20 protein-coding genes and 2 tRNA genes are annotated in these 25,999 nt (G+C 69.2%); 19 read left to right on the plus strand and 3 right to left on the minus strand.

Features of this window, described 5'->3' with window-relative positions; translation table 11 throughout:
- The first annotated feature begins 161 nt into the window (after positions 1-161).
- On the plus strand, positions 162-1,343 hold the full coding sequence (locus IM697_RS08040; protein ID WP_194046044.1) for a PP2C family protein-serine/threonine phosphatase: 1,182 nt from the start codon (positions 162-164) through the stop codon (positions 1,341-1,343).
- Positions 1,344-1,452: 109 nt separating this feature from the next.
- Complete coding sequence (locus IM697_RS08045; protein ID WP_194046046.1) at positions 1,453-1,923, plus strand: HD domain-containing protein; 471 nt, start codon at positions 1,453-1,455, stop codon at positions 1,921-1,923.
- Positions 1,924-1,953: 30 nt separating this feature from the next.
- Here IM697_RS08045 and IM697_RS08050 read toward each other — a convergent pair whose 3' ends face one another.
- Positions 1,954-3,156 (minus strand): acyltransferase family protein, encoded by a 1,203-nt coding sequence (locus IM697_RS08050; RefSeq protein ID WP_194046048.1) that lies wholly within the window; start codon positions 3,154-3,156, stop codon positions 1,954-1,956.
- A 540-nt stretch (positions 3,157-3,696) separates the two neighbouring features.
- Between IM697_RS08050 and IM697_RS08055 the strand changes: the two genes are divergently transcribed.
- Together IM697_RS08055 and IM697_RS08060 are read left to right on the plus strand one after the other, a co-directional pair.
- Positions 3,697-3,891 carry a hypothetical protein gene (locus IM697_RS08055; protein ID WP_030044846.1) on the plus strand — a complete coding sequence of 65 codons (195 nt, stop codon included), beginning with the start codon at positions 3,697-3,699 and terminating at the stop codon, positions 3,889-3,891.
- A gap of 79 nt (positions 3,892-3,970) precedes the next feature.
- Positions 3,971-6,124: a protein kinase domain-containing protein gene (locus IM697_RS08060; RefSeq protein WP_194046050.1), complete on the plus strand. Its 2,154-nt coding sequence runs from the start codon at positions 3,971-3,973 to the stop codon at positions 6,122-6,124.
- 80 nt (positions 6,125-6,204) lie between these two features.
- Here IM697_RS08060 and IM697_RS08065 read toward each other — a convergent pair.
- A tRNA-Gly gene (locus tag IM697_RS08065) sits at positions 6,205-6,275 on the minus strand.
- A 130-nt stretch (positions 6,276-6,405) separates the two neighbouring features.
- Between IM697_RS08065 and IM697_RS08070 the strand changes: the two genes are divergently transcribed.
- The 5 genes from IM697_RS08070 to clpX all read left to right on the plus strand — a co-directional run bounded on the left by IM697_RS08070 (position 6,406) and on the right by clpX (position 11,148).
- Positions 6,406-6,482: transfer RNA gene (locus tag IM697_RS08070), tRNA-Pro, on the plus strand.
- A 209-nt stretch (positions 6,483-6,691) separates the two neighbouring features.
- Positions 6,692-8,086 (plus strand): trigger factor, encoded by a 1,395-nt coding sequence (gene tig / locus IM697_RS08075; RefSeq protein WP_194046052.1) that lies wholly within the window; start codon positions 6,692-6,694, stop codon positions 8,084-8,086.
- Positions 8,087-8,343: 257 nt separating this feature from the next.
- A complete protein-coding gene (locus IM697_RS08080) occupies positions 8,344-8,949 on the plus strand; it encodes an ATP-dependent Clp protease proteolytic subunit (RefSeq protein WP_194049632.1) in 606 nt (201 codons plus the stop codon).
- A gap of 50 nt (positions 8,950-8,999) precedes the next feature.
- Positions 9,000-9,680: an ATP-dependent Clp protease proteolytic subunit gene (locus IM697_RS08085; RefSeq protein ID WP_308400784.1), complete on the plus strand. Its 681-nt coding sequence runs from the start codon at positions 9,000-9,002 to the stop codon at positions 9,678-9,680.
- Positions 9,681-9,861: 181 nt separating this feature from the next.
- Positions 9,862-11,148 carry an ATP-dependent Clp protease ATP-binding subunit ClpX gene (clpX, locus tag IM697_RS08090; RefSeq protein WP_030052243.1) on the plus strand — a complete coding sequence of 429 codons (1,287 nt, stop codon included), beginning with the start codon at positions 9,862-9,864 and terminating at the stop codon, positions 11,146-11,148.
- A 75-nt stretch (positions 11,149-11,223) separates the two neighbouring features.
- On the opposite strand, the gene IM697_RS08095 is transcribed toward clpX, so the two are convergent.
- Positions 11,224-12,207 (minus strand): hypothetical protein, encoded by a 984-nt coding sequence (locus IM697_RS08095; RefSeq protein WP_194046054.1) that lies wholly within the window; start codon positions 12,205-12,207, stop codon positions 11,224-11,226.
- Between the two features lie 136 nt (positions 12,208-12,343).
- Between IM697_RS08095 and IM697_RS08100 the strand changes: the two genes are divergently transcribed.
- The 10 genes from IM697_RS08100 to IM697_RS08145 all read left to right on the plus strand — a co-directional run bounded on the left by IM697_RS08100 (position 12,344) and on the right by IM697_RS08145 (position 25,968).
- Positions 12,344-14,995, plus strand: a complete 2,652-nt coding sequence (locus IM697_RS08100) for a valine--tRNA ligase (protein WP_194046056.1) — start codon at positions 12,344-12,346, stop codon at positions 14,993-14,995.
- Between the two features lie 191 nt (positions 14,996-15,186).
- Entirely contained in the window at positions 15,187-16,674 is a 1,488-nt protein-coding gene (folC, locus tag IM697_RS08105) for a bifunctional tetrahydrofolate synthase/dihydrofolate synthase (RefSeq protein WP_194046058.1), read from the plus strand.
- An 8-nt stretch (positions 16,675-16,682) separates the two neighbouring features.
- A complete protein-coding gene (locus tag IM697_RS08110; protein ID WP_194046059.1) occupies positions 16,683-17,048 on the plus strand; it encodes a DUF4233 domain-containing protein in 366 nt (121 codons plus the stop codon).
- A gap of 65 nt (positions 17,049-17,113) precedes the next feature.
- Positions 17,114-17,527 (plus strand): nucleoside-diphosphate kinase, encoded by a 414-nt coding sequence (gene ndk, locus IM697_RS08115; RefSeq protein WP_194046060.1) that lies wholly within the window; start codon positions 17,114-17,116, stop codon positions 17,525-17,527.
- A 246-nt stretch (positions 17,528-17,773) separates the two neighbouring features.
- Positions 17,774-18,793, plus strand: a complete 1,020-nt coding sequence (locus IM697_RS08120) for a rod shape-determining protein (RefSeq protein ID WP_004001297.1) — start codon at positions 17,774-17,776, stop codon at positions 18,791-18,793.
- Positions 18,794-19,029: 236 nt separating this feature from the next.
- Positions 19,030-20,073 (plus strand): rod shape-determining protein MreC, encoded by a 1,044-nt coding sequence (gene mreC / locus IM697_RS08125; protein ID WP_194046061.1) that lies wholly within the window; start codon positions 19,030-19,032, stop codon positions 20,071-20,073.
- Between the two features lie 13 nt (positions 20,074-20,086).
- Positions 20,087-20,770 (plus strand): rod shape-determining protein MreD, encoded by a 684-nt coding sequence (gene mreD / locus IM697_RS08130; protein ID WP_194046062.1) that lies wholly within the window; start codon positions 20,087-20,089, stop codon positions 20,768-20,770.
- Between the two features lie 127 nt (positions 20,771-20,897).
- Complete coding sequence (gene mrdA, locus IM697_RS08135) at positions 20,898-23,159, plus strand: penicillin-binding protein 2 (RefSeq protein ID WP_194046063.1); 2,262 nt, start codon at positions 20,898-20,900, stop codon at positions 23,157-23,159.
- A complete protein-coding gene (rodA, locus tag IM697_RS08140; protein ID WP_194046064.1) occupies positions 23,156-24,355 on the plus strand; it encodes a rod shape-determining protein RodA in 1,200 nt (399 codons plus the stop codon). The genes mrdA and rodA overlap by 4 nt, the downstream gene beginning before the upstream one ends.
- 104 nt (positions 24,356-24,459) lie before the next feature.
- Positions 24,460-25,968, plus strand: coding sequence for a CYTH and CHAD domain-containing protein (locus tag IM697_RS08145; RefSeq protein WP_194046065.1), 1,509 nt, complete (start codon positions 24,460-24,462; stop codon positions 25,966-25,968).
- The last annotated feature ends 31 nt before the right edge of the window (positions 25,969-25,999 follow it).

The following is a 25,999-nucleotide window of genomic DNA, read 5'->3' on the forward strand; positions in this document are numbered from 1 at the left end:
AATCATGCCTACCAGGGCATTGCGGGACGAGCGAGGGAATTTCTCGGTGCGGGCGGCGCGACCGCTTTCCGTGAAGTTCACTGTGAAGTTGAACCTCGGACGGGGGACAAGTGGGACCTCCCGTGCCAAGCAGCTGGTCCGATGGATAGGGTCCCGAACTAATGGCAGCAGGACGAGAGCGGCGCGCGGCGGCCGAGACGTTCATGGCCCGGTTGAGGATGCACTGGCACCGGGCCCGCGTCGGCGTGCGCAGAAGCGCCGTGGACTACTTCCGCGGCGACGGTTCGGACTGGATCGCGCTGGTCGGCCTGCTGCTGACGGTCCCGTTGATCTGTGCCATGACGATGGCCAACCCGGTGTGGTTCTCGCCCGCCGCGCTGGTCCTGCCCATCGTCGCGGGCGGCCTGCTGCTGCGCCCGGCGAGTCTGCTGGGCCTGTACGCGGCGGCGGCGACGGCCCTGATCGTGGAGTCGGTGCAGCTCGGGCCGTACACCGAGGGCCCGGCCCGGGTCTCCCCGGGCGTGGTGCTGGTCGTGGCCGCCTGCGGCTTCTTCGGCCTGCTGATCGCGCAGTTCCGCAGCCGGGTGGGCGTGCCCTGGCGGCGCGGCGGCACGATGCTCTTCGACCTGCGCGAACGCATCCGCGTCCAGAGCAAGCTGCCGGGCCTGCCGCCCGGTTGGCATCGCGAGATGGCCCTGCGCCCGGCGGGCGGCCAGTCCTTCTCGGGCGACTTCGTGGTCGCGGCCCGCACCAACGGCGGCCGCACGCTGGAGGTCGTCCTGACGGACGTCTCCGGCAAGGGCATGGACGCGGGGTCGCGGGCGCTGCTGCTGTCGGGCGCGTTCGGCGGCCTCCTGGGCAGCCTGCCCCCGCACGCGTTCCTCCCCGCGGCCAACGGCTATCTGCTCCGCCAGGACTGGGACGAGGGCTTCGCCACCTCGATCCACCTGGTCCTGGACATGGACTCGGGCGACTACGAGCTCTACTCGGCGGGCCATCCACCGGGCCTGCAACTGAGCGCGGGCAGCGGCCGCTGGGAGGAGAAGGCGGCGGAAGGCCCCCTTCTCGGCGTCTACGACGGCGCCCAGTTCGACCCGGTCAAGGGCTCACTGCGCCCCGGCGACGTGCTGATGTTGTTCACCGACGGCCTCGTCGAGACGTCCGACCGCGACATCGTCGAGGGCATAGACCGTCTCACCGGCGAGGCCGACCGCTACGTCGCCGGTGGCTTCCACGGCGCGGCCTGGCATCTGATCGAGGCAGTGGCCAAGGACGTCAACGACGACCGGGCCCTGCTTCTGATCTGCCGAGAGGGCCCCACGACCCAGTCGGCCCCCCGCTGACCCGCCCTCCAGCCCGTCCGGCGGGGCGGGAACGAGCGGGGCGGGAACGGGCAGGGCGGGAACGGGCAGGGCGGGAACGGGCAGGGCGGCGAGGCGGGACACTGGACGGGTGACCGACGTACCCGCGCAGCACCTCTCCCTCCCCGCCGTGGAGGCCATCGCCCGCACCGCCCACGCCGGCCAGACCGACAAGGCGGGACGCCCCTACACGGACCACCTCGGCGCCGTCGCCGAAGGCGTACGCGCCCGCGGCGGCACCGCGGAGCAGATCGCCGCGGCCTGGCTGCACGACGCGGTGGAGGACGGCGCCCTGTCCGGACAGTGGCTGGAGGAGGCCGCACTGAGCCGCCGTACGAAGGACATCGTGCTCGCGGTCACCAAACGCCCCGGAGAACCGCCGGAGGCGTACGCGGCACGCATCCTCGCCACCCCGGGCGCCCTCCTGGTGAAGGAGGCGGACCTGGCGCACAACGCGGACCCCGAGCGGCTGGCCGCCCTGGACGGGACGACCCGGAAACGACTGACCGAGAAGTACGCGCGGATGCACGCACTTCTCGGTCTGCGTCTGCCAGGAGAATGACTCTCCTCGATGTGAAGGAACGGCGCAGAGTCAGGCGTTGACCTTCTCGCGCGCCGCCGCCCCCTCGCGCTTCTCCCGCTCCCGCGCCAGCCGGCCCGCGTCCCGCTTGAACGCCCACTCCATCCTGGGCTCCATCGCGAACCGGAACACCCGCTGCACCGGCGGGGTGCACAGCAGCGTGACCCCGGCGGCCGCGACGACCGTGACGAAGATCTCGCCGAGCGGACGGTGCAGCCAGGCCGCCTCGAACCAGCCCTGGTAGTCACCGGCCTTCACGAAGAAGCCGTGCAGCAGATAGCCGTACAGCGTGCCCGCGCCGAGCGCCGTGAACCACATGTGCCGGCCCGGCACCCACGCGAAGAAGCAGGCCGTCAGCAGCAGTGAGCAGCCGAACATCGCCAGCACCATGACCGGCCCGGCCCACCACGGCGCGCCCAGCTCCTGCGCCGCGTCCCGGTGGTAGAACCACGCGGTGTTCATGCGCGGCACCGCCCACCAGCCGAAGGCCAGCGCCACCGCGCCCACCGGCACGGCCGCGATCCGCATCGTGCGCGTACGCACCATGTGGAAGTGCTCGGGCTTCATGCACAGGCCCAGCACGAAGTACGGCAGGAACTGCAGCACCCGCTGAAGGTCCAGGTCGTCGCCGATCTCCGGGGAGACCGTCGCCAGCATGGCGAGGCCGAGCGCGAGCGGCAGCGGCCAGCGCACCATCTTCCAGATCGGCGTGGTCATGCGCCAGATGAACAGCGCGCACAGGAACCAGGTCAGGTACCACGGGTCCAGGAGGCTGATCTCCTGGCTCGGGTCCTCGTCGATCCACCGCTTGAACAGCGGATACGCCGTCTCGAAGACGATGTACGGCACCGCGACGCCGGTGATCAGGCGCTGCAGCCGACCGGGGCTCGCGTCGAAGCTGCGCGAGAAGAAGCCGGAGATGATGATGAACGCCGGCATGTGGAACGTGTACACGACCGTGTACATCGTTTCCAGGGTCCGGCTGTCACCCTTGATCGGCTCCCAGGCGTGGCCTATGGCGACAAGTACGATCGCCAGGTACTTGGCGTTGTCGAAGAACGCGTCGCGCTGCTTGGCACCGCCGGACGCGGCTCGGGCGTCGCCCTGAGCCTGCTTGCTCTGCGGTGAGCGCGGACTCGGCACTCCGTCCGCCGACTGCTGAGTCGGGGGGAGTGGCGTTCGGTTGTTGCCGTGCGGTCGTAGCGAGTCCGTCACAGACCCTCCCGCCGGAAGCGGGGGAGGGCGGTACAGGACCTCGCTGCGCATGCGGGGGACGAGGCAGCGTGGAACATCTGACGCACCCTAGCGTTGCCTGTGGGATTTCGTAAAACTCCCGAGGTCATTAGTGGTTATTGCACATGACGTCGTGTGTACAGCGAACATGCACCTGGCAGACACCTGTTGGTCACCCTTCTTGTCCGGATTCATCCCGACTAAGTAGTGCATATGGCCAGGAGGTGACGGCGATGAAATGATCACCGCGTCGCGAATTCGAAATACCGGCGAACACGTTGTGTGGCGATGGAAACGATCCCGTCGAATTAAGTGCGTGGGTGCCCGGTCGAAATGCCGTACGGGCACAACGCGAGAGGTCGGTGTGTGCCGGACATGGGCACAGATCCGGCACAGGTGTGGCGAACGAAACGTCACGTGCCGCATAGCGGGGGCCGGTTGGTGGCACGATGGTTCTGGCGGGGGTGCGCGGGGTCGCGTCCCCGGGCCGGGAGAGCGGACCGACCGAGGGTGTGATCTGTTGTGGCCATTTCGCTGTCAGTGGTGCTGCTGTTGGCGATCATCTTGGTGGTGCTGATCCGTGGCGGATCCCTGAAGGCCGGCCCCGCCGTCGTCGCCGTGCTGTTCGGCTTCTTCCTCGCCTCGACCGGCATGGCCGACGACATCCAGCGATTCCTCAACTCGATAGCCGAGACCATCAACTCGATCCAGTTCTAGGGCTCGTGGGGCGCCCCGGAAGCGTACGGATACCCTCGTTCGAGATCGTCGAACGGTACGGAACGGGGGGACGTACGGGATGGCGCTTCGCGAGTCGGACCCGGCGGAGGTCGGTGGCTACCGGATCGAGGACCGCCTCGGCTCCGGTGGCATGGGCGTGGTCTACCTGGCCCGCTCCGACTCCGGCCGCCGTCTCGCCCTCAAGGTGGTGCACGCGCAGTACGCCGACGACGACGAGTTCCGCATCCGCTTCCGCCGCGAGGTGGCCGCCGCCCGTCAGGTCAGCGGCGCCTTCACCGCTCCCGTCGTGGACGCGGACGCCGACGCGCCGCGCCCCTGGATGGCCACGCTCTACATCCCCGGCGAGGACCTGGGCACCCACGTCCGCCGCCACGGCCCGCTGCCGCTGCCGAAACTGTACGAACTCGCCGCCGGCCTCGCCGAGGCCATCCGCGACATCCACCGCGCCGGAATGGTCCACCGCGACCTGAAACCGGCCAATGTGATGCTCGCCGAGGACGGCCCCCGCGTCATCGACTTCGGCATCTCCCGCGCCGCCGAGTTCGCCGCCTCCGACGTCCTCACCCAGACCGGCCGCGTGATGGGCACACCGCCCTTCATGTCCCCCGAGCAGTTCTCGTCCCCGCAGGACGTGGGCCCCGCCGCCGACGTCTTCTCCCTCGGCTCGGTCGTCGCCTACGCCGCCACCGGCCACGGCCCCTTCGACAGCCCGAGTCCCTATGAGACGGCCGTACGGGTCGTCGACGGCGCCGCGGAAATCGACGACGTACCGCCCGAGTTGCTTCCGTTCGTCCAGCTCTGCCTGGAAAAGCACCCCAAGTCCCGGCCGTCACCGGACGAGTTGCTGCGCCTGCTGCGCAACGGCGAGATGCCCGGCCCGCGCTCCGAACCCGACAGCGGCACACCCCGGGACGAGCAGCCCTCCACCCCCCGACGCCGAAAGCGCCTGATCCTCCTCTCCGCCCTGAGCGCCCTGCTGGTGGCCGCCGCGACGACCCTCACGGTCATGTCCGTCAACGCCGAGCCGACCCCGGTCGCAGGCGACCTGCCCTCCGGATGGCAGGCCTGGCACAAGAGGTCGAAGGACCCCAGCCCCGACAAGGACCCGATCGGCCCCAGCAGTCCGTTCAACCGCTGCGCCGCCACCGGCCGCTCCCTGGTCTGCGCCGGCGACGACGTCATGGCGACCCGCTTCGCCCTCGCCGACGGCCGCAACACCTGGGCCCGGTCCATCGACGAGACCGCCGACGACCTCGGCGGCAGCTCCGCGGGCACGATCATCGGCGCCCGCGGCGGCAGTGTGTACGTCTACGGCGCCGACGACCGGCCGGTCGACGGCGACGGGCTGTCCAAAACCCGCTACACCGTCCAGGCCCTCGACGCCGAGACCGGCAAGGCGAGGTGGAAGACCGTCACCGGTGACGGCGACGGCGCCACGGAGCCGAACCGCGAACACGGCGCCTCCATCGCCGTACCGGCCGGAGTCATCACCGTCTACGGCGACGACTCCAAGTACTACGCGCTCCTCGGCGCCGACGACGGCAAGGTCCGCTGGAAGCGCCCGCTGCCCGACCAGGAGACCGATCCCTGCCTGCTGCGTGCCGCGGACCGACAGGCGTACCTGCTCTGCGCGCGGCTCACCGGCGACGACATCACCGGCACGAGCGTCACCCGACTCGACCCCGCCACCGGACGGCCCGACTGGACCGTGAAGATCAAGGGTGACCAGGACATCGCCGGACAGGCCGACGGACGCCTCGTACTGGCCGGCGTCACCGGCACCCACCGCACGGTGACCCTGATCAACGCCGAATCCCACGTCGTGACGACCGCACGCCTGGCGACGGCCCAGCCCGAGGGAGCGTCCCTCTACGTCCTGCGCGGCACCCTGTACTTCACACTCCCCGGCGGCAGCGTCCGCGCCGTCGACCCCGGCACCGGACGCCAGCTCTGGAAGACGGACTCCACGGTCGAGCAGTCGGGCCCCCCGGCCGCCTCCGCCACCCGCCTCTACCTGGCCTCCCCCAGCGGTCGCCTCGCCGCCATCGACGTGCGCACCGGCAGGGTCACAGGCACCCGCGCGGGCCGCGACGACGGCGGCGACCTCGACGTCGCCACCTCCATCACCGCACCACCGGTCCTGGTCGGCGACGCCCTCTACGTCCCGTACGGCCTGCGCGCCGTCTACACGGCGGACGTACGCGACCTGTGAAACGACCTGCGGGGAGCCCCCGGAAACGATCAGGGCCAGGTCGGAGGAATCACCCTCCGACCTGGCCCTGAGCCGTACAGAGCGGGCGACGGGAATCGAACCCGCGTAGCTAGTTTGGAAGACTAGGGCTCTACCATTGAGCTACGCCCGCACGGACGCGCCGCAGGTCAGGTGACCGCGGCACAGGATGCATCGTAGCGGGTCGGCCCCCCTCGCCGCACACCCCATAAATGCGGCGGCCCCACTGCCTGCGGGCATGTACCCTACGTGTCGCACCAGCACGGGGTGTGGCGCAGCTTGGTAGCGCGTCCGCTTTGGGAGCGGAAGGCCGTGGGTTCAAATCCCGCCACCCCGACCACGTCCGGTGAAGACCGGCCATTCGCGTGACGACCTCGGTGATCGTGTCCCGTGATCGCCTTTGGGGGCGTGTCGCCGCTGCCGTTACTATGCAAGCTGCACGCCCGTGTGTCTCTCCGTACGAAGTCACGAGGTCCTCCGGGCGGCGAATCCGCCGGACCAGTCTGGCTCCGGCAGAACCCAAGAAGTCAGCCACAAGGAGACCGAACCGTGAAGAGCGCCGTGGAGACCCTGAACCCGACCCGGGTTCGGCTCACTGTCGAGGTGCCCTTCGAGGAGCTCAAGGACAGCCTCGACGCGGCGTACAAGAAGATCAACCAGCAGGTCACGGTGAAGGGCTTCCGCAAGGGCAAGATCCCGGCCCGCGTCATCGACCAGCGGTTCGGCCGTGGCGCCGTGCTGGAGGAGGCCGTCAACGACGCGCTGCCGAAGTTCTACACCGAGGCGGTCAACGAGGCCGAGCTCTCCGTCCTGGGCCAGCCCGAGGTCGACATCACCGAGCTGAAGGACGGCGAGACGCTGAACTTCACCGCCGAGGTCGACGTCCGCCCGGCCATCGAGATCCCGGACTACTCCGGCATCGAGGTCGAGGTCGACGCCGTCGAGGTGACCGACGAGGACATCGAGAAGTCGGTCGAGCAGCTCCGCGAGCGCTTCGCCTCGACGTCCCCCGTCGAGCGCGCCGCCGAGGACGGCGACGTCGTCACCATCGACCTGGAGGCCAAGGTCGACGGCGAGGTCCTCGAGGACGGCGTCGCCAGCGGCGTCTCCTACACCATCGGCTCCGGTGAGCTGCTGGACGGCATCGACGACGCCGTGAAGGGCCTGGAGGCCGGTGGCGAGGCCACCTTCACCTCCGAGCTCAAGGGCGGCTCGGCGGCCGGCAAGGAGGCCGAGGTCACCGTCAAGGTCACCCAGGTCGCCGCCCGCGAACTGCCCGAGCTGGACGACGACTTCGCGCAGCTCGCCTCCGAGTTCGACACCCTCGACGAGCTCAAGGCCGACAGCCGCAAGCGCCTCGAGAACATGAAGCAGTACGACCAGGCCACGCAGGCCCAGGAGCGCGTCCTGGAGAAGCTGCTGGAGCTGGTCGAGGTCCCCGTCCCCGAGAAGCTGCTCGAGGACGAGGTCAACACCCGTAAGCACAACCTCGAGCACCACCAGCTCGGCCAGATGGGCCTCGACCTCGCGAAGTACCTGGAGATCCAGGGCAAGAGCGAGGAGGAGTTCGAGACCGAGACCCGCGAGGCCGCGGTCAAGGGCATCAAGACCCAGTTCGTCCTGGACGAGCTGGTCAAGCTGGAGAAGCTGAACGTCAACCAGGAGGAGCTCACCGAGCACCTCATGCGCCGCGCCTCCTCCTCCGGCATGTCGCCCGACCAGTTCGCCCAGGCGGTCGTCGAGGGCGGCCAGGTTCCGCTCCTGGTCGGCGAGGTCGCCCGCGGCAAGGCCCTGGCCGTCGTCGTCGAGAAGGCCGTGGTCAAGGACACCAACGGCGAGGTCATCGACCTGGACGACGAGGACGAGGTCGAGCAGGCCACGGAGACCGTGGAGATCGCCGAGGGCACCGCCGACGCCTCCGACGAGGAGAAGTCCGAGGGCTGAGCCCACGGCGCCGCGTAGCTCGTAGGAAGGGCCCCGGGGAGGCGAAATCCCCGGGGCCCTTCTTTCGTACGCCCGCGCCCCGCCGCCCCCGCGGCGCTACGCCCCCGGCGAACACCCGCGGAACCGGGATTGCAGCACAGGGCCACCGCGTTAGGGTCCATGAGTATGAGGGCAGGGGAGCCCCCGTTGCCCACGCAGAACACGTGAGACGGCCCGGCGCCGTCGCAAGACGAGCAGGTGGATACGTGACGAATCTGATGCCCTCCGCCGCAGGCGAGCCCTCCATCGGCGGTGGCCTCGGCGACCATGTCTACAACCGGCTGCTCAACGAGCGGATCATCTTCCTCGGCCAGCCGGTCGACGACGACATCGCAAACCGGATCACCGCACAGCTGCTGCTCCTTGCCGCCGACCCGGACAAGGACATCTACCTCTACATCAACAGCCCCGGCGGCTCGATCACGGCCGGCATGGCGATCTACGACACCATGCAGTACATCAAGAACGACGTGGTCACCATCGCCATGGGCATGGCGGCCTCGATGGGGCAGTTCCTGCTCAGCGCCGGCACCCCCGGCAAGCGCTTCGCGCTGCCCAACGCCGAGATCCTGATCCACCAGCCCTCCGCGGGCCTCGCGGGTTCCGCCTCGGACATCAAGATCCACGCCGAGCGGCTGCTGCACACCAAGAAGCGCATGGCCGAGCTGACCGCCTTCCACACCGGCCAGACGGTCGAGCAGATCACCCGCGACTCGGACCGCGACCGCTGGTTCGACCCGCTCGAGGCCAAGGAATACGGCCTGATCGACGACATCATGCCCACGGCCGCCGGTATGCCGGGCGGCGGCGGCACCGGGGCCTGAGGCCCCCACAGCGCCCCCAGCCGACCGCCCGAGCCCCTAGGAGACAGACAGTGAACGACTTCCCCGGCAGCGGCCTGTACGACCGCACGCGCGCCGAGTACACGGGTCCCGCCGCCGAGTCCCGCTACGTCATCCCCCGCTTCGTCGAGCGCACCTCGCAGGGCATCCGCGAGTACGACCCGTACGCGAAGCTGTTCGAGGAGCGCGTGATCTTCCTCGGCGTGCAGATCGACGACGCCTCCGCCAATGACGTCATGGCGCAGCTGCTGTGCCTGGAGTCCATGGACCCCGACCGGGACATCTCGGTCTACATCAACAGCCCGGGCGGCTCCTTCACCGCGCTCACGGCCATCTACGACACGATGCAGTTCGTGAAGCCGGACATCCAGACGGTCTGCATGGGCCAGGCGGCCTCCGCCGCCGCGGTGCTGCTGGCCGCGGGCACCCCGGGCAAGCGCATGGCGCTCCCGAACGCCCGCGTCCTGATCCACCAGCCCTACAGCGAGACCGGCCGCGGCCAGGTCTCCGACCTGGAGATCGCCGCCAACGAGATCCTCCGGATGCGCTCGCAGCTGGAGGAGATGCTGGCCAAGCACTCCACCACGCCGATCGAGAAGATCCGCGAGGACATCGAGCGCGACAAGATCCTCACGGCCGAGGACGCGCTGTCGTACGGGCTGATCGACCAGATCATCTCCACGCGGAAGATGAACAACGCCGACGTTCGCTGACGCGGACCCGGTATTGTCTGCTGCCCCTTGGCACGGTTTGGGATGGTGCACGTCAAAGTGAACCGCGCCAAGGGGGGCCCGAACGGGGGGCTCGGCAAGGTACCGTCGGACATAAGGCAGCACCAGGAGCCGCTGGATTCGAAAACGTCCAGGCGTCTCCCAGGCGAAGGGGAAGCACACCGTGGCACGCATCGGTGACGGCGGCGATCTGCTCAAGTGCTCGTTCTGCGGCAAGAGCCAGAAGCAGGTCAAGAAGCTCATCGCAGGCCCTGGTGTGTATATCTGCGACGAGTGCATCGATCTCTGCAACGAGATCATCGAGGAAGAGCTCGCGGAGACCAGTGAGGTCCGCTGGGAGGAACTGCCCAAGCCGCGCGAGATCTACGAGTTCCTCGAGGGCTACGTGGTCGGCCAGGAGGCCGCCAAGAAGGCGCTCTCCGTCGCCGTCTACAACCACTACAAGCGCGTTCAGGCCGGCGAGAACGGCGGCGCCCAAGGCCGCGACGACGCCATCGAGTTGGCGAAGTCCAACATCCTCCTGCTGGGCCCCACGGGCTCCGGCAAGACGCTCCTCGCCCAGACCCTGGCCCGCATGCTGAACGTCCCGTTCGCGATCGCGGACGCCACGGCGCTGACGGAGGCGGGATACGTCGGCGAGGACGTCGAGAACATCCTGCTGAAGCTGATCCAGGCGGCGGACTACGACGTCAAGAAGGCCGAAACAGGCATCATCTACATCGACGAGATCGACAAGGTCGCGCGCAAGAGTGAAAATCCGTCGATCACGCGAGACGTGAGCGGCGAGGGCGTCCAGCAGGCGCTCCTGAAGATCCTCGAGGGCACGACGGCCTCGGTCCCGCCGCAGGGCGGCCGCAAGCACCCCCACCAGGAGTTCATCCAGATCGACACGACGAACGTCCTGTTCATCGTGGGCGGCGCGTTCGCCGGCCTGGAGAAGATCATCGAGTCCCGGGCCGGCGCCAAGGGCATCGGCTTCGGCGCGACGATCCGCTCCAAGCGCGAGCTGGAGGCCAAGGACCAGTTCGAGGACGTCATGCCCGAGGACCTGGTCAAGTTCGGCATGATCCCCGAGTTCATCGGCCGCCTCCCGGTCATCACCAGCGTGCACAACCTGGACCGGGAAGCCCTCCTGCAGATCCTGGTGGAACCGCGCAACGCCCTGGTGAAGCAGTACCAGCGCCTCTTCGAACTCGACGGCGTGGAGCTGGACTTCGAGCGCGAGGCCCTGGAGGCCATCGCCGACCAGGCCATCCTCCGCCAGACCGGCGCCCGCGGCCTGCGCGCCATCATGGAGGAGGTCCTCCAGGGCGTGATGTACGAGATCCCGTCCCGCAAGGATGTGGCCCGCGTCGTCATCACGGCGGACGTCGTCCACTCGAACGTGAACCCGACGCTGATCCCGCGGGATGCGCGGGGGCGGGGGCCGGGGGAGCAGAAGACGGCGTAGCCGTACCGCAGACGTACGAAGGGCCCCGGTCAAGCGACCGGGGCCCTTCGCATGTCGCAGTCGACGAACCGGGCGTCAGGCCGGGACGCGAACCGTCTGGCGGACCTTCGTCGTGATGTCCACGGCGACGTCCTTGCCGATGCCCTGGGTGGCGTCACCCGGCGACACCATGGCGATCGTGCTGTAGTCGGCCCAGGCACAGAACCAGTCGGTCTTCTCCTTCTTGGTCATCGGATTCTGACCCTTGGCCGCCTGGCACTTCATGACCGCGCCGTCGAGGTCGACCGCTTCGGCCTCACCGACCAGTTCGGTCCTGCCCGCGCCGGAGGAGCTGGAGGAGGACCCCTGGGACGACTTCTTGAAGTCGGTGAAGAACTTCTCGAGCGCCGCCTCGGGGTCGGCGATCTCGCCGTAGGCGCCGAAGTACGTGATGCCCTTGGCCGTCGCGAGCTCCGACAGGTCGGGCGCGGTGCTCGGGTCCTTGGGGTCGTAGCCGCTCAGGTCCGCAGTCGAGTAGACGCCGACGACGCTCTTGCCGTTCTTGACGCCGCTCTTCTCCATGTCCTCGGCGGTGCTGTTGGCCTCACCGACTTCCTGCCCCACCTTGGAGGCACGCGTGTACTCGCCGAGCAGCTTCTCCGGCGTCGCCAGCTTGTGCGCCCCGTCGTCCTCGACGCTCGCCGCGCCGCCACCCCCGCCGATCACGAAGTACGCACCCACGGCGATCGCGGCCACCACCGCCACCGCCCCGATGATCAGACCCGCCTTCTTGCCGCCGCCACCCGGCTCCGGCGGCTGCGGCGCCCCGTACGGGGCCTGGCCGTACGGCGGCTGCTGGCCGTAGCCGGGCTGCTGGCCGTACGGCTGCTGGGGCGGGACGCCCTGCGGGGGCTGCTGCGGGTAGCCGTACCCCGGCTGGGGCTGGGCGGGCGGAGTCTGCTGGGGGTAGCCGTAGCCGGGCTGGGGCGCCTGCGGCTGCTGGCCGTACGGACCGGGCTGGCCGTACGGACCGGGCTGCTGGGGCTGCCCGCCGTACGGGCCCGGCTGGTTGTAGCTCATTTCTGGGTTCCCCTCCAGATGCTTATGTGTTCCTGACATCCTGGCGCAGACACAGGCAACGCATGGCATCGGGGTGCCCACCGTTACAGAAGAATCCCGTTTCGGGACACGCCCGGGACACCCCTAAACTGAGCCCGTGACCGAGAACGCTCAGCAGCAGCCAACAGTGCCCCACACCGAACTGCCGACCCAGTACGCGCCGGCCGACGTAGAGGGGCCGCTGTACGAGCGCTGGGTAGAGCGCGGTTACTTCGAGGCGGACGAGAAGAGCGACAAGCCGCCGTACACCATCGTCATTCCGCCGCCCAACGTCACCGGCTCCCTCCACCTCGGGCATGCCTTCGAGCACACCCTCATCGACGCCCTGACGCGTCGTAAGCGCATGCAGGGGTTCGAGACGCTGTGGCAGCCCGGCATGGACCACGCCGGCATCGCCACGCAGAACGTCGTCGAGAGGGAACTCGGCAAGGAAGGCAAGTCCCGGCACGACCTGGGGCGGGAAGCCTTCGTCGAGCGCGTCTGGCAGTGGAAGGGCGAGTCCGGCGGGCAGATCGGCGGGCAGATGCGGCGCCTGGGAGACGGCGTCGCCTGGTCGCGCGAGCGGTTCACCATGGACGAGGGGCTTTCGCAGGCCGTTCAGACCATCTTCAAGCGGCTCTACGACGACGAGCTGATTTACCGCGCCGAGCGCATCATCAACTGGTGCCCGCGCTGTCTCACGGCCATCTCGGACATCGAGGTCGAGTACCAGGACGACGACGGCGAGCTCGTCTCCATCCGGTACGGCGACGGGGACGACGCCATCGTCGTGGCGACGACACGTGCCGAGACCATGCTCGGCGACACGGCCGTCGCCGTTCACCCCGAGGACGAGCGGTACCGCCACCTCGTCGGCCGCGAGATCGAGCTGCCGCTCACCGGCCGCCGTATCCCCGTCGTCGCCGACACCCACGTCGACCCCGAGTTCGGCACCGGCGCCGTCAAGGTCACCCCGGCGCACGACCCGAACGACTTCGAGATCGGCCAGCGCCACGACCTGCCGGCCATCACGATCATGGACGAGCACGCGGTCATCACCGCCCACGGCCCCTTCCAGGGCCTGGACCGGCTGGAGGCGCGTTCGGCCATCGTCGCCGCGCTGCGCGCCGAGGGCCGGATCGTCGCGGAGAAGCGGCCGTACGTCCACAGCGTCGGCCACTGCTCGCGCTGCAAGACCACCATCGAGCCCCGGCTCTCCATGCAGTGGTGGGTCAAGGTCGGCCCGCTGGCCAAGGCCGCCGGTGACGCCGTCCGTGACGGGCGGGTCAAGATCCACCCGCAGGAGATGGAGAAGCGGTACTTCGACTGGGTCGACAACCTCCATGACTGGTGTATCTCGCGGCAGTTGTGGTGGGGTCACCGGATTCCGGTCTGGTACGGCCCGGAGGGTGAGGTCGTCTGCGTCGGTCCGGACCAGGAGCCGCCCTCCGGCGAGGGCTGGCACCAGGACACCGACGTCCTCGACACCTGGTTCTCCTCCGGCCTGTGGCCCTTCTCCACGCTGGGCTGGCCCGAACAGACCGAGTCGCTCGCGAAGTTCTACCCGAACTCCGTCCTGGTCACGGGCTACGACATCCTCTTCTTCTGGGTCGCCCGGATGATGATGTTCGGCCTGTACGCGATGGACGGCACCCCGCCGTTCCACACCATCGCGCTGCACGGCATGGTCCGCGACCAGTTCGGCAAGAAGATGTCGAAGTCCTTCGGGAATGCCGTCAATCCCCTTGACTGGATGGACAAGTACGGCAGCGACGCGCTCCGCTTCACCCTCGCGCGCGGCGCCAATCCCGGCGTCGACGTCCCGATCGGCGAGGACTGGGTCCAGGGCTCCCGCAACTTCGCCAACAAGATCTGGAACGCGACGCGCTTCGCGCTGATGAACGGCGCGACGGTGGAGGGCCCGCTGCCGGAGCCGTCGGCGATGTCCTCGACGGACCGCTGGATCCTGTCCCGACTGAACTCGGTCGTCGCCGAAGTCGACGCGTTCTACGAGGACTTCCAGTTCGCCAAGCTGTCGGACGCCCTGTTCCACTTCGCCTGGGACGAGGTCTTCGACTGGTACGTCGAGCTGTCGAAGACGACGTTCGCGGCGGGCGGCGAGGCGGCCGAGGTCTCCAAGCGCGTCCTCGGCGAGGTCCTCGACGTCACGTTGAAGCTGCTGCACCCGGTGGTCCCGTTCGTCACGGAGACGCTGTGGACCACGCTCACCGGCGGCGAGTCGGTGGTCATCGCCGACTGGCCGAAGGCTGTGTCTGTTCCTGGTGCTGACGCACCGGGCGGCTTCCGGGACGCGGCGGCCGAGCGGGAGATCGCCGTTCTCCAGCAGGTCATCACCGAGGTCCGCCGCTTCCGCGCCGACCAGGGCCTGCAGCCCGGCCAGCGCGTCCCGGCCCGTCTGACCCTCGACGGCACGGCACTCGCCCCGCACGAGCCGGCCATCCGGCAGCTGCTGCGCCTCCAGCCGGAGGGCGAGGCATTCACGGCCACGGCGACGCTGCCGGTCGCGGGCGCGGAGGTCGCGCTCGACCTGTCCGGCGCGATCGACGTCGCGGCCGAGCGCAAGCGCCTGGCCAAGGACCTCGCCGCCGCCGAGAAGGAGAAGGCCCAGGCCACCGCCAAGCTCGGCAACGAGGCGTTCCTGGCGAAGGCGCCGGACCAGGTGGTGGAGAAGATCCGCGGCCGGCTGGCGAAGGCGGAGGAGGACATCGCCCGGATCAAGGCCCAGCTGGAGCGCTTGCCGGAAGCGTGAGTCATTTACGCGGTTGCGTGAGTCGTTTTGCGCGACTGAGGGCCCCCGGAGCTGTCCAGCGCCGGGGGCCCTTGCCCACTCAGGGGCGCGGGGAACTGCGCGACCGGTCCCCTGCGGCCCGCCGCCGCCGCGACATCCGCATCGCCCCACTCCGTAGGCACGCTGTCAGTCCCCGTCCGTAGACTGGCCCCGTGAGTGAGAGCGACGACCCCTTCGACGAGATCATCGCGGCGGAAACCGAGCGCGACCCCGACCTCGCCGTCATCGAGGCAGGCAGCCGAACCCTGCGCACCCAGGGCGGTCCGCCCAGCGCCGACGTGCCCGCGCGCCCCGAGGACCCCGAGGTCGACAAGGCCCTGCGCGAGGTCGAGGCGGAGCTGGCGACACGCTGGGGCGAGACCAAGCTGGAGCCGTCGGTCAGCCGCATCGCCGCGCTCATGGACGTCCTCGGCGAGCCGCAGCGGTCGTACCCCTCGATCCACATCACCGGCACCAACGGCAAGACGTCGACCGCCCGCATGATCGAGGCCCTCCTCGGCGCCTTCGAACTGCGCACCGGGCGCTACACCTCGCCGCATGTGCAGTCCATCACCGAGCGGATCAGCCTCGACGGCGCCCCGATCTCCGCAGAGCGGTTCATCGAGACGTACCAGGACATCAAGCCGTACATCGAGATGGTCGACGGACAGCAGGAGTACCGCCTGTCCTTCTTCGAGGTGCTCACGGGCATGGCGTACGCGGCCTTCGCGGACGCGCCCGTCGACGTCGCCGTCGTGGAAGTGGGCATGGGCGGCTCCTGGGACGCCACCAACGTCATCGACGGTGACGTCGCCGTCGTGACGCCCATAGACCTCGACCACACCGACCGGCTCGGTGGGACTCCCGGCGAGATCGCCACCGAGAAGGCCGGGATCGTCAAGCAGGACGCCACCGTGATCATGGCCCAGCAGCCGGTGGACGCCGCTCAGGTGCTGCTGAAGAAGGCCGTGGAGGTCGACGCCACCGTCGCGCGCGAGGGCCTGGAGTTCGGGGTCGTCTCGCGCCAGGTCGCCGTCGGCGGGCAGCTTGTCACGCTGCGCGGACTGGGCGGGGAGTACCCCGAGGTGTATCTGCCGCTGCACGGCGCGCACCAGGCGCACAACGCCGCCGTGGCCCTCGCCGCCGTGGAGGCGTTCTTCGGCGTCGGCGCCGCTCGGGCCGAGCCGCTGGACATCGACACGATCCGCAAGGCGTTCGCGGCCGTCGCCTCGCCGGGCCGGATGGAGGTCGTACGGCGCTCTCCGACCGTCGTGCTGGACGCCGCCCACAATCCGGCGGGCGCGCGGGCGGTCGCCGAGGCGGTCGGGGAGGCCTTCGACTTCAGCCGGCTCATCGGCGTCGTCGGCGCGAGTGGCGACAAGAACGTGCGCGAGCTGCTGGAAGCCTTCGAGCCGATCTTCGCCGAGGTCGTCGTCACGCAGAACTCCTCGCACCGCGCCATGGACGCCGACGAACTGGCCGCCATCGCCGTCGAGGTGTTCGGCGACGAGCGCGTACAGGTCGAGCCGCGGCTGCCCGACGCCCTGGAGGCCGCGATCACGCTGGCCGAGGAGGAGGGCGAGTTCGCGGGCGGCGGTGTGCTGGTCACCGGATCCGTCATCACGGTCGGCGAGGCCCGGCTGCTGCTGGGGAAGGGCTGAGTCCGGCGATGCGTACGCTCTGTTCCTCGACCCTGATCGGCGAGTTCTTCGTCATCGGCTTCGCCGCTCTGGTCGCCATGAAGGACCCCGATCTGGCCATGTCGACGGTGTGGACGGTCAGCGGGATCGCGATGTTCCTGTGTGTGCTGCTGTGCGGTCTTGTGACCCGGCCCGGCGGTGTCGCGCTCGGCTGGGCCCTGCAGATCGCCCTCATCGCCTCCGGCTTCATCGTCCCGACGATGTTCTTCCTGGGCGCGATCTTCGCGGCGCTGTGGTGGGCCTCGGTGCACTACGGCCGGAAGGTCGACGAGGCCAAGGCGAGATTCGCGGCGCAGGCCGCGCAAGGAGACTCCTCCACACCTGACGCTGCGTAACAGGCGCCTGGACACGCCCTGTAACCTCATCCCACCGCACACCGGCAGTAAGAAGGAGCCCTCCCGTGACCCAGCGCACCCTCGTCCTGCTCAAGCCCGACGCTGTACGCCGTGGCCTGACCGGCGAGATCATCAGCCGTATCGAGCGCAAGGCCGGCTGGCAGATCACGGCGCTGGAGCTGCGCACGCTGGATCAGGAGACCCTGGAGCAGCACTACGGCGAGCACAAGGGCAAGCCCTTCTACGAGCCGCTGGTGGAGTTCATGGCCTCCGGCCCGGTCGTCGCGCTGATCGTCGAGGGCGAGCGGGTCATCGAGGGGCTGCGCACGCTCGCCGGTCCGACCGACCCGATCGCCGCCGCGCCCGGCTCCATCCGCGGTGACTACGGTGTGATCGTCCGCGAGAACCTGATCCACGCCTCCGACTCCGAGGAGTCCGCCGAGCGCGAGGTGAAGATCTTCTTCCCGGGCCGTGCGTGACGCCCACGGCGGCACCCGAATGCAGTAGCAGGCATATGCGTGGCGATCGAGGGAACGAGAGCCCCCGATGGCCCGTCTCCACAAGCGGGGCGGCACGCCATCTGATGACAATGGCGAAGACCTTCCCGCAGTGTTCGTGCAGGCGCGTCTACGATGGAAGCCTTCACGTCACAGCACCCACTTCGCCGTCCTGACAAGCCATCAAAAGCTCCCAGGAAGGCCAGACGAATCCTGATGGGGAACTCAATGTCGTTCATCGGCCGTGACATGGCTGTCGACCTCGGGACCGCCAACACGCTGGTGTACGTCAGGGGTCGCGGGATCGTACTCAACGAGCCGTCCGTGGTCGCGATCAACACCAACACCGGTGGCATTCTCGCGGTCGGCGCCGAGGCCAAGAAGATGATCGGGCGCACGCCCGGCAACATCGTTGCCGTGCGTCCGCTGAAGGACGGCGTGATCGCCGACTTCGAGATCACCGAGCGGATGCTCCGCTACTTCATCCTGAAGATCCACAAGCGGCGGTATCTGGCTCGTCCGCGGGTCGTCGTCTGTGTGCCCTCGGGCATCACGGGCGTCGAGCGCCGCGCCGTCATCGAGGCGTCGTCCCAGGCCGGCGCCCGCCAGGTGCACATCATCGAGGAGCCCATGGCCGCGGCCATCGGCTCCGGCCTGCCGGTCCACGAGGCCACGGGCAACATGGTGGTCGACATCGGCGGCGGCACCACGGAGGTCGCGGTCATCTCCCTCGGCGGCATCGTCACCGCCCAGTCCATCCGCGTCGCGGGCGACGAGCTGGACAACGCGATCATCCAGCACATCAAGAAGGAGTACTCCCTTCTGCTGGGTGAGCGGACGGCCGAGCAGATCAAGATCACGATCGGCTCGGCGTACGACCTCGATTCCGACGAGCACACCGAGATCCGCGGCCGGGATCTTGTCTCCGGGCTGCCCAAGACCGTCGTCATCTCCGCGGCCGAGGTGCGCAAGGCCATCGAGGAGCCGGTCAACGCGATCGTGGACGCCGTCAAGACGACCCTCGACAAGTGCCCGCCGGAGCTGTCCGGCGACATCATGGACAGAGGAATCGTTCTGACCGGCGGCGGCGCCCTGCTGCGCGGCCTCGACGAGCGGCTGCGCCGCGAGACCGGCATGCCGATCCACATCGCCGAGGACCCGCTGGACAGCGTGGCGCTCGGCTCCGGCAAGTGCGTCGAGGAGTTCGAGGCGTTGCAGCAGGTGCTGGACGCCCAGCCGCGCAGATGACACCGCATGTCCCGGGGGACGACCCCCGGACCCCCAGCAGAAAAGCAAGTCGGCTGGATGACCGGCGTCAGACCTCGCGAGGCAGACCCGAGTAACGCTTCGGTTCCGCCGTACGGGATGATCTCCTCTCGTACGGCGGATCGTTGATATGGAGGCATAAGCTCGCCCGTGAGCCTCCGCACACCTGAACACCAAAACCTCTGCACATTCCTATGAGGAAGGCACGGCCGCCGCACGTGAGGGACACACGAGAGAGCCGGCTGCTCCTGGTGCTGCTGATCGCCATCGCGTTCGCGCTGATCACGGTGGACATCCGCGGCGGTGAGGACTCTCCGGTCGACGGTGCCCGCCAGGCCGCTGCCACGGTCTTCGGCCCGATCGAGGACGGCGTGTCGGCCGCGGTGAACCCGGTCGGCAACGCGGTCGCCGCGATCCGTGACTCCGGCGAGCGCCACGACCGGCTCGCCCAGCTGGAGCAGGAGAACGCCGCCCTCAAGGCGAAGCTCGGCAGCGACGACCGCGATCGCAGCCGGCTGCGGCAGCTCGACAAGATGCTGAAGGTCGCGGGCAAGGGCCAGTACGGCATCAAGGGCGCCGAGGTCATCGCCATAGGAGCGGCCCAGGGCTTCTCCTGGACCATCACCATCGACGTCGGCGCGAACGACGGCATCCGGCGCGACATGACCGTCCTCAACGGCGACGGGCTGGTCGGCCGGGTCACCACCGTCGGCCCGAACACCGCGACCGTGCTGCTGGCCAACGACCCCGACTTCACCGTCGGCACACGCATGGAGTCCACCGACGAACTCGGCTTCGCCTCCGGCCAGGGCGACCGCCCGCTGCGTGTGGAACTCCTCAACGGCAAGGCCGAGGTGAAGAAGGGCGACCGGCTCGTCACCTTCGGCTCGCAGGCCGACAAGCCCTTCGTGCCCGGTGTCCCGGTCGGCGTCGTCTCCCGCGTCGACCCGTCCGGCGGCGACCTGACCCGCACCCTCTACGTCACTCCGTACGTCGGTTTCTCCAAGCTCGACATCGTCGGCGTCGTCGTCCAGGCCCCCACGAAGGACCCGCGCGACACGGTGCTCCCCGACAAGCCCCGTCCCAAGCCCACGCCGACCGTGACGGTCACCGTCACGCCGGGCGCCGACGGTGAGGTCCAGCCCGAGGGGGAGGGCCAGAACCAGCCGCAGGCCGACGGCCAGTTCGAGCCCCGGGTCGACGGCGAGGACCAGCCGTCGCCCGACGGCCAGAACGAGTACGAGTACGAGCAAGAGCAGTAGGAGCTGAAGCCCCATGCGCGTCAACCGAATCCTGCTCTCCTCCTCCCTGGTCGTCGTCGCCCTCGTCCTCCAGGTGAGCGTCCTGGCCCGGCTGCACCTCCCGGGCGCCGTCCCCGACCTGCTGCTGCTCACCGTGCTGGGCCTGGCCATGGTGTACGGCCATGTCGGCGGCGCACTCGTCGGCTTCGGCGCCGGACTGCTCGCCGACCTGGCCCCGCCCGCGGACCATGCCGCCGGCCGCTATGCGCTGGTGCTGTGCGTCATCGGCTATCTCGCCGGGCTCATCAAGCCGGACAACGGCCGGCTGAAGTCGGCCACCGGGCCGATGGTCGTCGTGGTCGTCGCCGCGATCGGAGCGACGCTGCTGTACGCGGGTGTCGGCGCCCTCGTCGGGGACACCGCCGCGCGTCATGTCGGGCTCGGCAGCCTGCTGTTCACGGCCGCCCTGTACGACCTGCTGCTCGCGCCGTTCGTCGTTCCCGGGATCATGGCGCTGGCCCGGCGCGCGGAGAACGACCCGCTCGCCGACACCAGTTCCCAGGCGAAGAAGGCCGACATCTCCTCCGGCTGGCTCTCCGGCGGCACCGGGCTGCGCATCGGCGGCCAGCGCGCGGGGCTGAAGAACGGTCTGAAGGTGAAGGCGGTGCGGGCGCGCACGGCGCGCGCCGGGCGCATCAAGGGGGTCAAGCGGCTGTGAGGGCAGGGGAGTTCACCCGGACGGGTGAGGCCGGGAGGAACCGGGCCATGCGGGCCGGACGTTCACCAGTCGAACGCACACAGTCGTATCCGCACTGGTACTCGCACTGAGAGGAGGAGGCAGCGCAGTGACCAACATCCCCGAGACCGGCCGGACGCCACGCGTCCAGATCCGGCTCATCGTCATCCAGATCCTCGTCCTCTCCCTGCTGGGCACCCTCGGCGGACGCCTGTGGTACCTCCAGATCCGCGAGGGCGAGGCCTACGCCAAGGAGGCGTCCGGCAACCACGTCCAGCAGGTCGTGCAGCCCGCCGTGCGCGGCTCGATCCTGGACGCGCGCGGAGTGCCGCTCGCCGACAACGAGACACGGCTGGTGGTGTCGGCCTCCCGCACCGACCTGCTGAAGATGCCGGACGACGGCAAGGGCGTGCTGACCAAGCTGGCCGGCGTGCTGGGCATGAAGCCCGCGGACGTCATGGAGAAGGTCCGGCTGTGCGACGCCGAAACCCCGCAGCCGTGCTGGAACGGCTCGCCGTACCAGCCGATCCCCATCACCGACGAGGCCACCGCCAAGCAGGCCCTGCAGATCCGTGAGCGCGCCGAGGACTTCCCCGGCATCACCGCCGAGCCCCAGGCCGTGCGCCGCTATCCGGGCCCCGGCGAGTCCAACACCGCCCAGGTCCTCGGCTATCTCTCCCCGGTCACCGACGAGGAGATCCAGAAGGCCAAGGACACCGACTCGCCCTATCTGCGCTCCGACCGGGTCGGCCGTTCCGGCCTGGAGCGCCAGTACGACAAGGAACTGCGCGGCAAGGCGGGCGTCACCCGCTACGAGGTCGACAACCTCGGCCGCGTCATCGGCCAGGCCCAGGCCGATGACGCGCAGCCCGGCTCCAACCTCGTCACCAGCATCGACGCCCGTGTGCAGCGGGTCGCCGAGTACGAGCTGAACGAGGCGATGAAGCAGGCCCGCAAGGAGTGGGACCGCAACACCAACAAGCCGTACAAGGCCGACTCCGGCGCTGTCGTGGTGATGGAGGCCAAGACCGGCCGCATCGTCGCCATGGCGTCCAACCCGACGTACGACCCGAATGCCTGGATCGGCGGAATCTCCGCCAAGGACTACAAGAAGCTCACCGGCAAGGACTCCAACTACCCGCTGCTCAACCGGGCCATCCAGGGCCAGTCGGCACCTGGCTCGATCTTCAAGGTCATCCCGACGGCGGCCGCGGTCAACGCCGGGTACTCCTTCGACGGCCCCTACGAATGCTCCAGCTCGTACTCGATCGGCGGCCAGGTCTTCAAGAACTTCGAGTCCAAGGGGTACGGCCCGATCAGCCTCGGCCGTGCGCTGGAGGTCTCCTGCGACACCGTCTTCTACCGGCTCTCGCACCAGGAGTGGAAGCGCGACGGCGGCACCAAGCCGAAGAAGAACGCCAACGACTGGTTCTACAAGACGGCCCACCAGTTCGGCCTCGGTGCGGAGACCGGCATCGACCTGCCCAACGAGGTCACCGGCCGCGTCCCCGACCGCCAGTGGAAGCAGGACTACTGGAAGGCCAACAAGGACGCCTGGTGCAAGTACGGCAAGAAGGACGGCTCGTACGCCGAGAAGATCGCCTACGAGAACTGCCTCGAAGGCAACCGCATGCGCGCCGGTGACTCCGTCAACTACTCCATCGGACAGGGCGACACCCTCGTCACCCCCATCCAGATGGCCACCATCTACTCGGCCATCTCCAACGGCGGCACCCTCTACGACCCCACCGTCGGCAAGGCCGTGGTCAGCGCCGACGGCAAGACCGTGCAGGAGATCGAGCCCAAGTCGCACGGCAAGCTGCCCATAAGCCGCAAGACGCTGGCCGAGATGGACGACGCCCTCGCGGGCGTCGCCACCCGCGGTACCGCCGCCTGGCGGTTCGCACAGGTCGGCTGGCCGCAGGACAAGATCCCGATGCACGCCAAGACCGGTACCGCGGAGGTCTACGGCAAGCAGACGACCTCGTGGTTCGCGACGTACACCAAGGACTACTCGATCGTCATGACGATCTCCCAGGGTGGTACGGGTTCCGGCGCCTCGGGTCCGGCCGTGCGCAACATCTACGACGCGCTGTACGGCGTCTCCGACGACGGCACGATCAACAAGAAGAACGCGCTGCTGCCGGCGCCGCAGAAGAACCTGCCGAAGGTCCGCACCGACGGCACCATCACCTCGCCGAAGATCGCCAAGGACCCGGCGAAGGAGCAGCGGGCCAGCCAGGAGGGCGAGAAGGCGCCGGACGAGCAGCAGCTCGCCGGGACGGTGGCGACGCCGACGGGCGAGAACCGGGACACCCGGCGCAGGCGACGCGGGGGCCGTAAGCGCAAAAGCCGGAGGACGCTCACATGACCGGGGCCAACAGTTTCCAGGTCTCCGGGTACGGGCCGGAACGGGCGGGCTGGACCCGTCTGTTCGCCCGTGACTCGCTCGCCCGCCGGCTCGACTGGCCGATGCTGCTGTCGGCGCTGGCCCTGTCGCTGCTCGGCACGCTCCTCGTCTTCTCGGCGACCCGCAACCGCACCGAACTCAACCAGGGCGACCAGTACTACTTCCTGGTCCGGAACGTCCTGAACACCGGCATCGGGCTGACGCTGATGGTCGGCACCGTATGGCTGGGGCACCGCACACTGCGCACGGCGGTGCCGATCCTGTACGGCGCCTCGGTCTTCCTGATCCTGCTGGTACTCACCCCGCTCGGCTCCACCATCAACGGCGCCCACTCCTGGATCAAGCTCCCCGGCGGCTTCTCGCTGCAGCCCTCGGAGTTCGTGAAGGTCACGATCATCCTGGGCATGGCGATGCTGCTGGCGGCGAGAGTGGACGCGGGCGACAAGCAGTACCCCGACCACCGCACGGTGATGCAGGCGCTGGGGCTGGCCACGGTACCGATGCTGATCGTGCTGCTGATGCCCGACCTCGGCTCGGTCATGGTCATGGTGGTGATCGTGCTGGGCGTGCTGCTCGCCTCCGGCTCCTCCAACCGCTGGGTCTTCGGACTGATCGGGACGGGGACGATCGGCGCGATCGCGGTCTGGCAGCTGGGCGTCCTGGACGACTACCAGATCGCCCGTTTCGCGGCCTTCGCCAACCCCGAGCTCGACCCGGCGGGCGTCGGCTACAACACCAACCAGGCCCGTATCGCGATCGGTTCCGGCGGGCTCACGGGCGCGGGGCTGTTCAACGGCTCGCAGACCACCGGGCAGTTCGTGCCGGAGCAGCAGACCGACTTCGTCTTCACGGTGGCGGGGGAGGAGCTGGGCTTCGTCGGCGGCGGGCTGATCATCGTCCTCCTGGGCGTGATCCTGTGGCGGGCCTGCCGTATCGCACGTGAGACGACCGAGCTGTACGGGACGATCGTGGCGGCCGGGATCGTGGCGTGGTTCGCCTTCCAGTCGTTCGAGAACATCGGGATGACGCTGGGGATCATGCCGGTGACGGGTCTGCCGCTGCCGTTCGTGTCGTACGGCGGATCGTCGATGTTCGCGGTGTGGGTGGCGGTGGGGTTGCTGCAGTCGATCCGGGTGCAGCGTCCGATGTCGGCTTGAGGGCGGGTTCCACGCGTCGTTTCCGTGCCGTCATCGTCCGTTTCCTCGGGGTTCATGGCTGGTAAGCCCTGTCGTCGGGTCGTGACTCCCACTAGATTCGGGTCATGGCGGACACGAAGCGCGAAATCGAGCGTAAGTACGAATCCGACGACAGTGGCCTGCCCGATCTGACCGGTGTCGCCGGTGTCGCGACCGTTGTCGACAAGGGTGTAGCGCAGCTGGACGCCACCTACTACGACACCCCGGACGAACGCCTCGCCGCCTCATCGATCACCCTGCGCCGCAGAACCGGTGGCGCCGACGCCGGCTGGCATCTGAAGTTCCCCGTCGCACGGGGCGTGCGGGACGAGATCCAGGCCCCGCTGTCCGACCATCTGCCCCGGACGCTCGCGGGGCTGGTCCGTTCCCGGGTCCGGGAGACCGAGCTGGTGCCCGTGGTCCGGCTGCGCTCCGACCGCGATGTGCGCGACCTGGTGGACGCAGAGGGCCGGCTGCTGGCCGAGGTCAGCGTGGACGCGGTACGGGCCGAGCGGCTCCACGGGGGCGGCGGCACCGTCCAGTGGACCGAGATCGAGGTGGAGCTGGCCGACGGCAACGATCCGGTGTTCCTGGACAAGGTCGAGAAGCGGCTGAGGAAGGCGGGCGTACGGCCCTCTTCGTCGGCGTCGAAGCTGCAAAGGGCGCTGGAGGAGACCGCGCCGAAGAAGAAGCGCGGCAAGAAGGCCCGGGCGGCCAAGGAGCCGACCACCGCCGGTGATCATGTGCTCGCCTACCTCCGTGCCCAGCGGGACGCCATCGTCGAACTCGACCCGGCGGTGCGGCGCGACGTGTACGACTCCGTGCACCGGATGCGGGTCGCCACCCGGCGGATGCGCAGCGCCTTCAGGTCGTACGGCAAGGTCCTCGACCGGGAGGTGACCGACCCGATCGGCGAGGAGCTGAAGTGGCTGGCCGGGGAGTTGGGCGTCGACCGGGACCAGGAGGTGCTGACCGAGCGGCTGACGGCGGCCATCGGCGAACTGCCGCGGACCCTGCTCTCCGGGCCCGTGCGCACCCGGCTGCGCACCTGGTCGAACGCCAGGCGGGGCGGTTCACGCCGGCGGCTGATGAACGTACTGGACGGCAAAAGGTATCTGCAGCTCCTCGACACCCTCGACGCGCTGGTGGCCGAGCCGCCCCTGCTGAAGGCGGCCGCCGGACAGCCGGAGAAGGTGATCGGCAAGGTCGTACGCACGGACTTCGCCAAGCTGTCCCGGCTGGTCGAGCACGCCCTCGAACTCGAACCCGGAGCGGACCGCGACCTGGCGCTGCACGAGGCGCGCAAGAAGGCGAAGCGGACCCGGTACGCGGCGGAGTCGGCGGTACCGGCGCTCGGGGACCGGGCCGGGAAGCTGGTGAAGTCGATGAAGTCCCTGCAGAACCTGCTCGGCGACCACCAGGACAGCGTGATGACCCGGGAGGCCCTGCGGGAGCTGGCGCGGCAGGCGCATGCGGCGGGGGAGAGCGCGTTCACCTACGGGCTGCTCTACGGCAGGGAGGAGCAGCGCGCGGCGGCCGACGAGGCGGCGCTGCCCCAGGCCTGGGCGGAGATGAAAGCCGGGTCGGCCGTCTGAGGCCACCGGCGCCCTGGAGGTGCGGCGGGCG

The organism is Streptomyces ferrugineus, assembly GCF_015160855.1.
Lineage (GTDB): Bacteria > Actinomycetota > Actinomycetes > Streptomycetales > Streptomycetaceae > Streptomyces > Streptomyces ferrugineus.

Coding starts and splice junctions, on each gene's coding strand:
- rodA (WP_194046064.1), top strand. CDS start 23,156: ATGACCGGGGCCAACAGTTTCCAGGTCTCCGGGTACGGGCCGGAACGG.
- IM697_RS08080 (WP_194049632.1), top strand. CDS start 8,344: ATGCCCTCCGCCGCAGGCGAGCCCTCCATCGGCGGTGGCCTCGGCGAC.
- IM697_RS08095 (WP_194046054.1), bottom strand. CDS start 12,207: ATGAGCTACAACCAGCCGGGCCCGTACGGCGGGCAGCCCCAGCAGCCC.
- mreD (WP_194046062.1), top strand. CDS start 20,087: ATGCGCGTCAACCGAATCCTGCTCTCCTCCTCCCTGGTCGTCGTCGCC.
- IM697_RS08060 (WP_194046050.1), top strand. CDS start 3,971: ATGGCGCTTCGCGAGTCGGACCCGGCGGAGGTCGGTGGCTACCGGATC.
- IM697_RS08120 (WP_004001297.1), top strand. CDS start 17,774: ATGTCGTTCATCGGCCGTGACATGGCTGTCGACCTCGGGACCGCCAAC.
- IM697_RS08040 (WP_194046044.1), top strand. CDS start 162: ATGGCAGCAGGACGAGAGCGGCGCGCGGCGGCCGAGACGTTCATGGCC.
- IM697_RS08110 (WP_194046059.1), top strand. CDS start 16,683: ATGCGTACGCTCTGTTCCTCGACCCTGATCGGCGAGTTCTTCGTCATC.
- IM697_RS08145 (WP_194046065.1), top strand. CDS start 24,460: ATGGCGGACACGAAGCGCGAAATCGAGCGTAAGTACGAATCCGACGAC.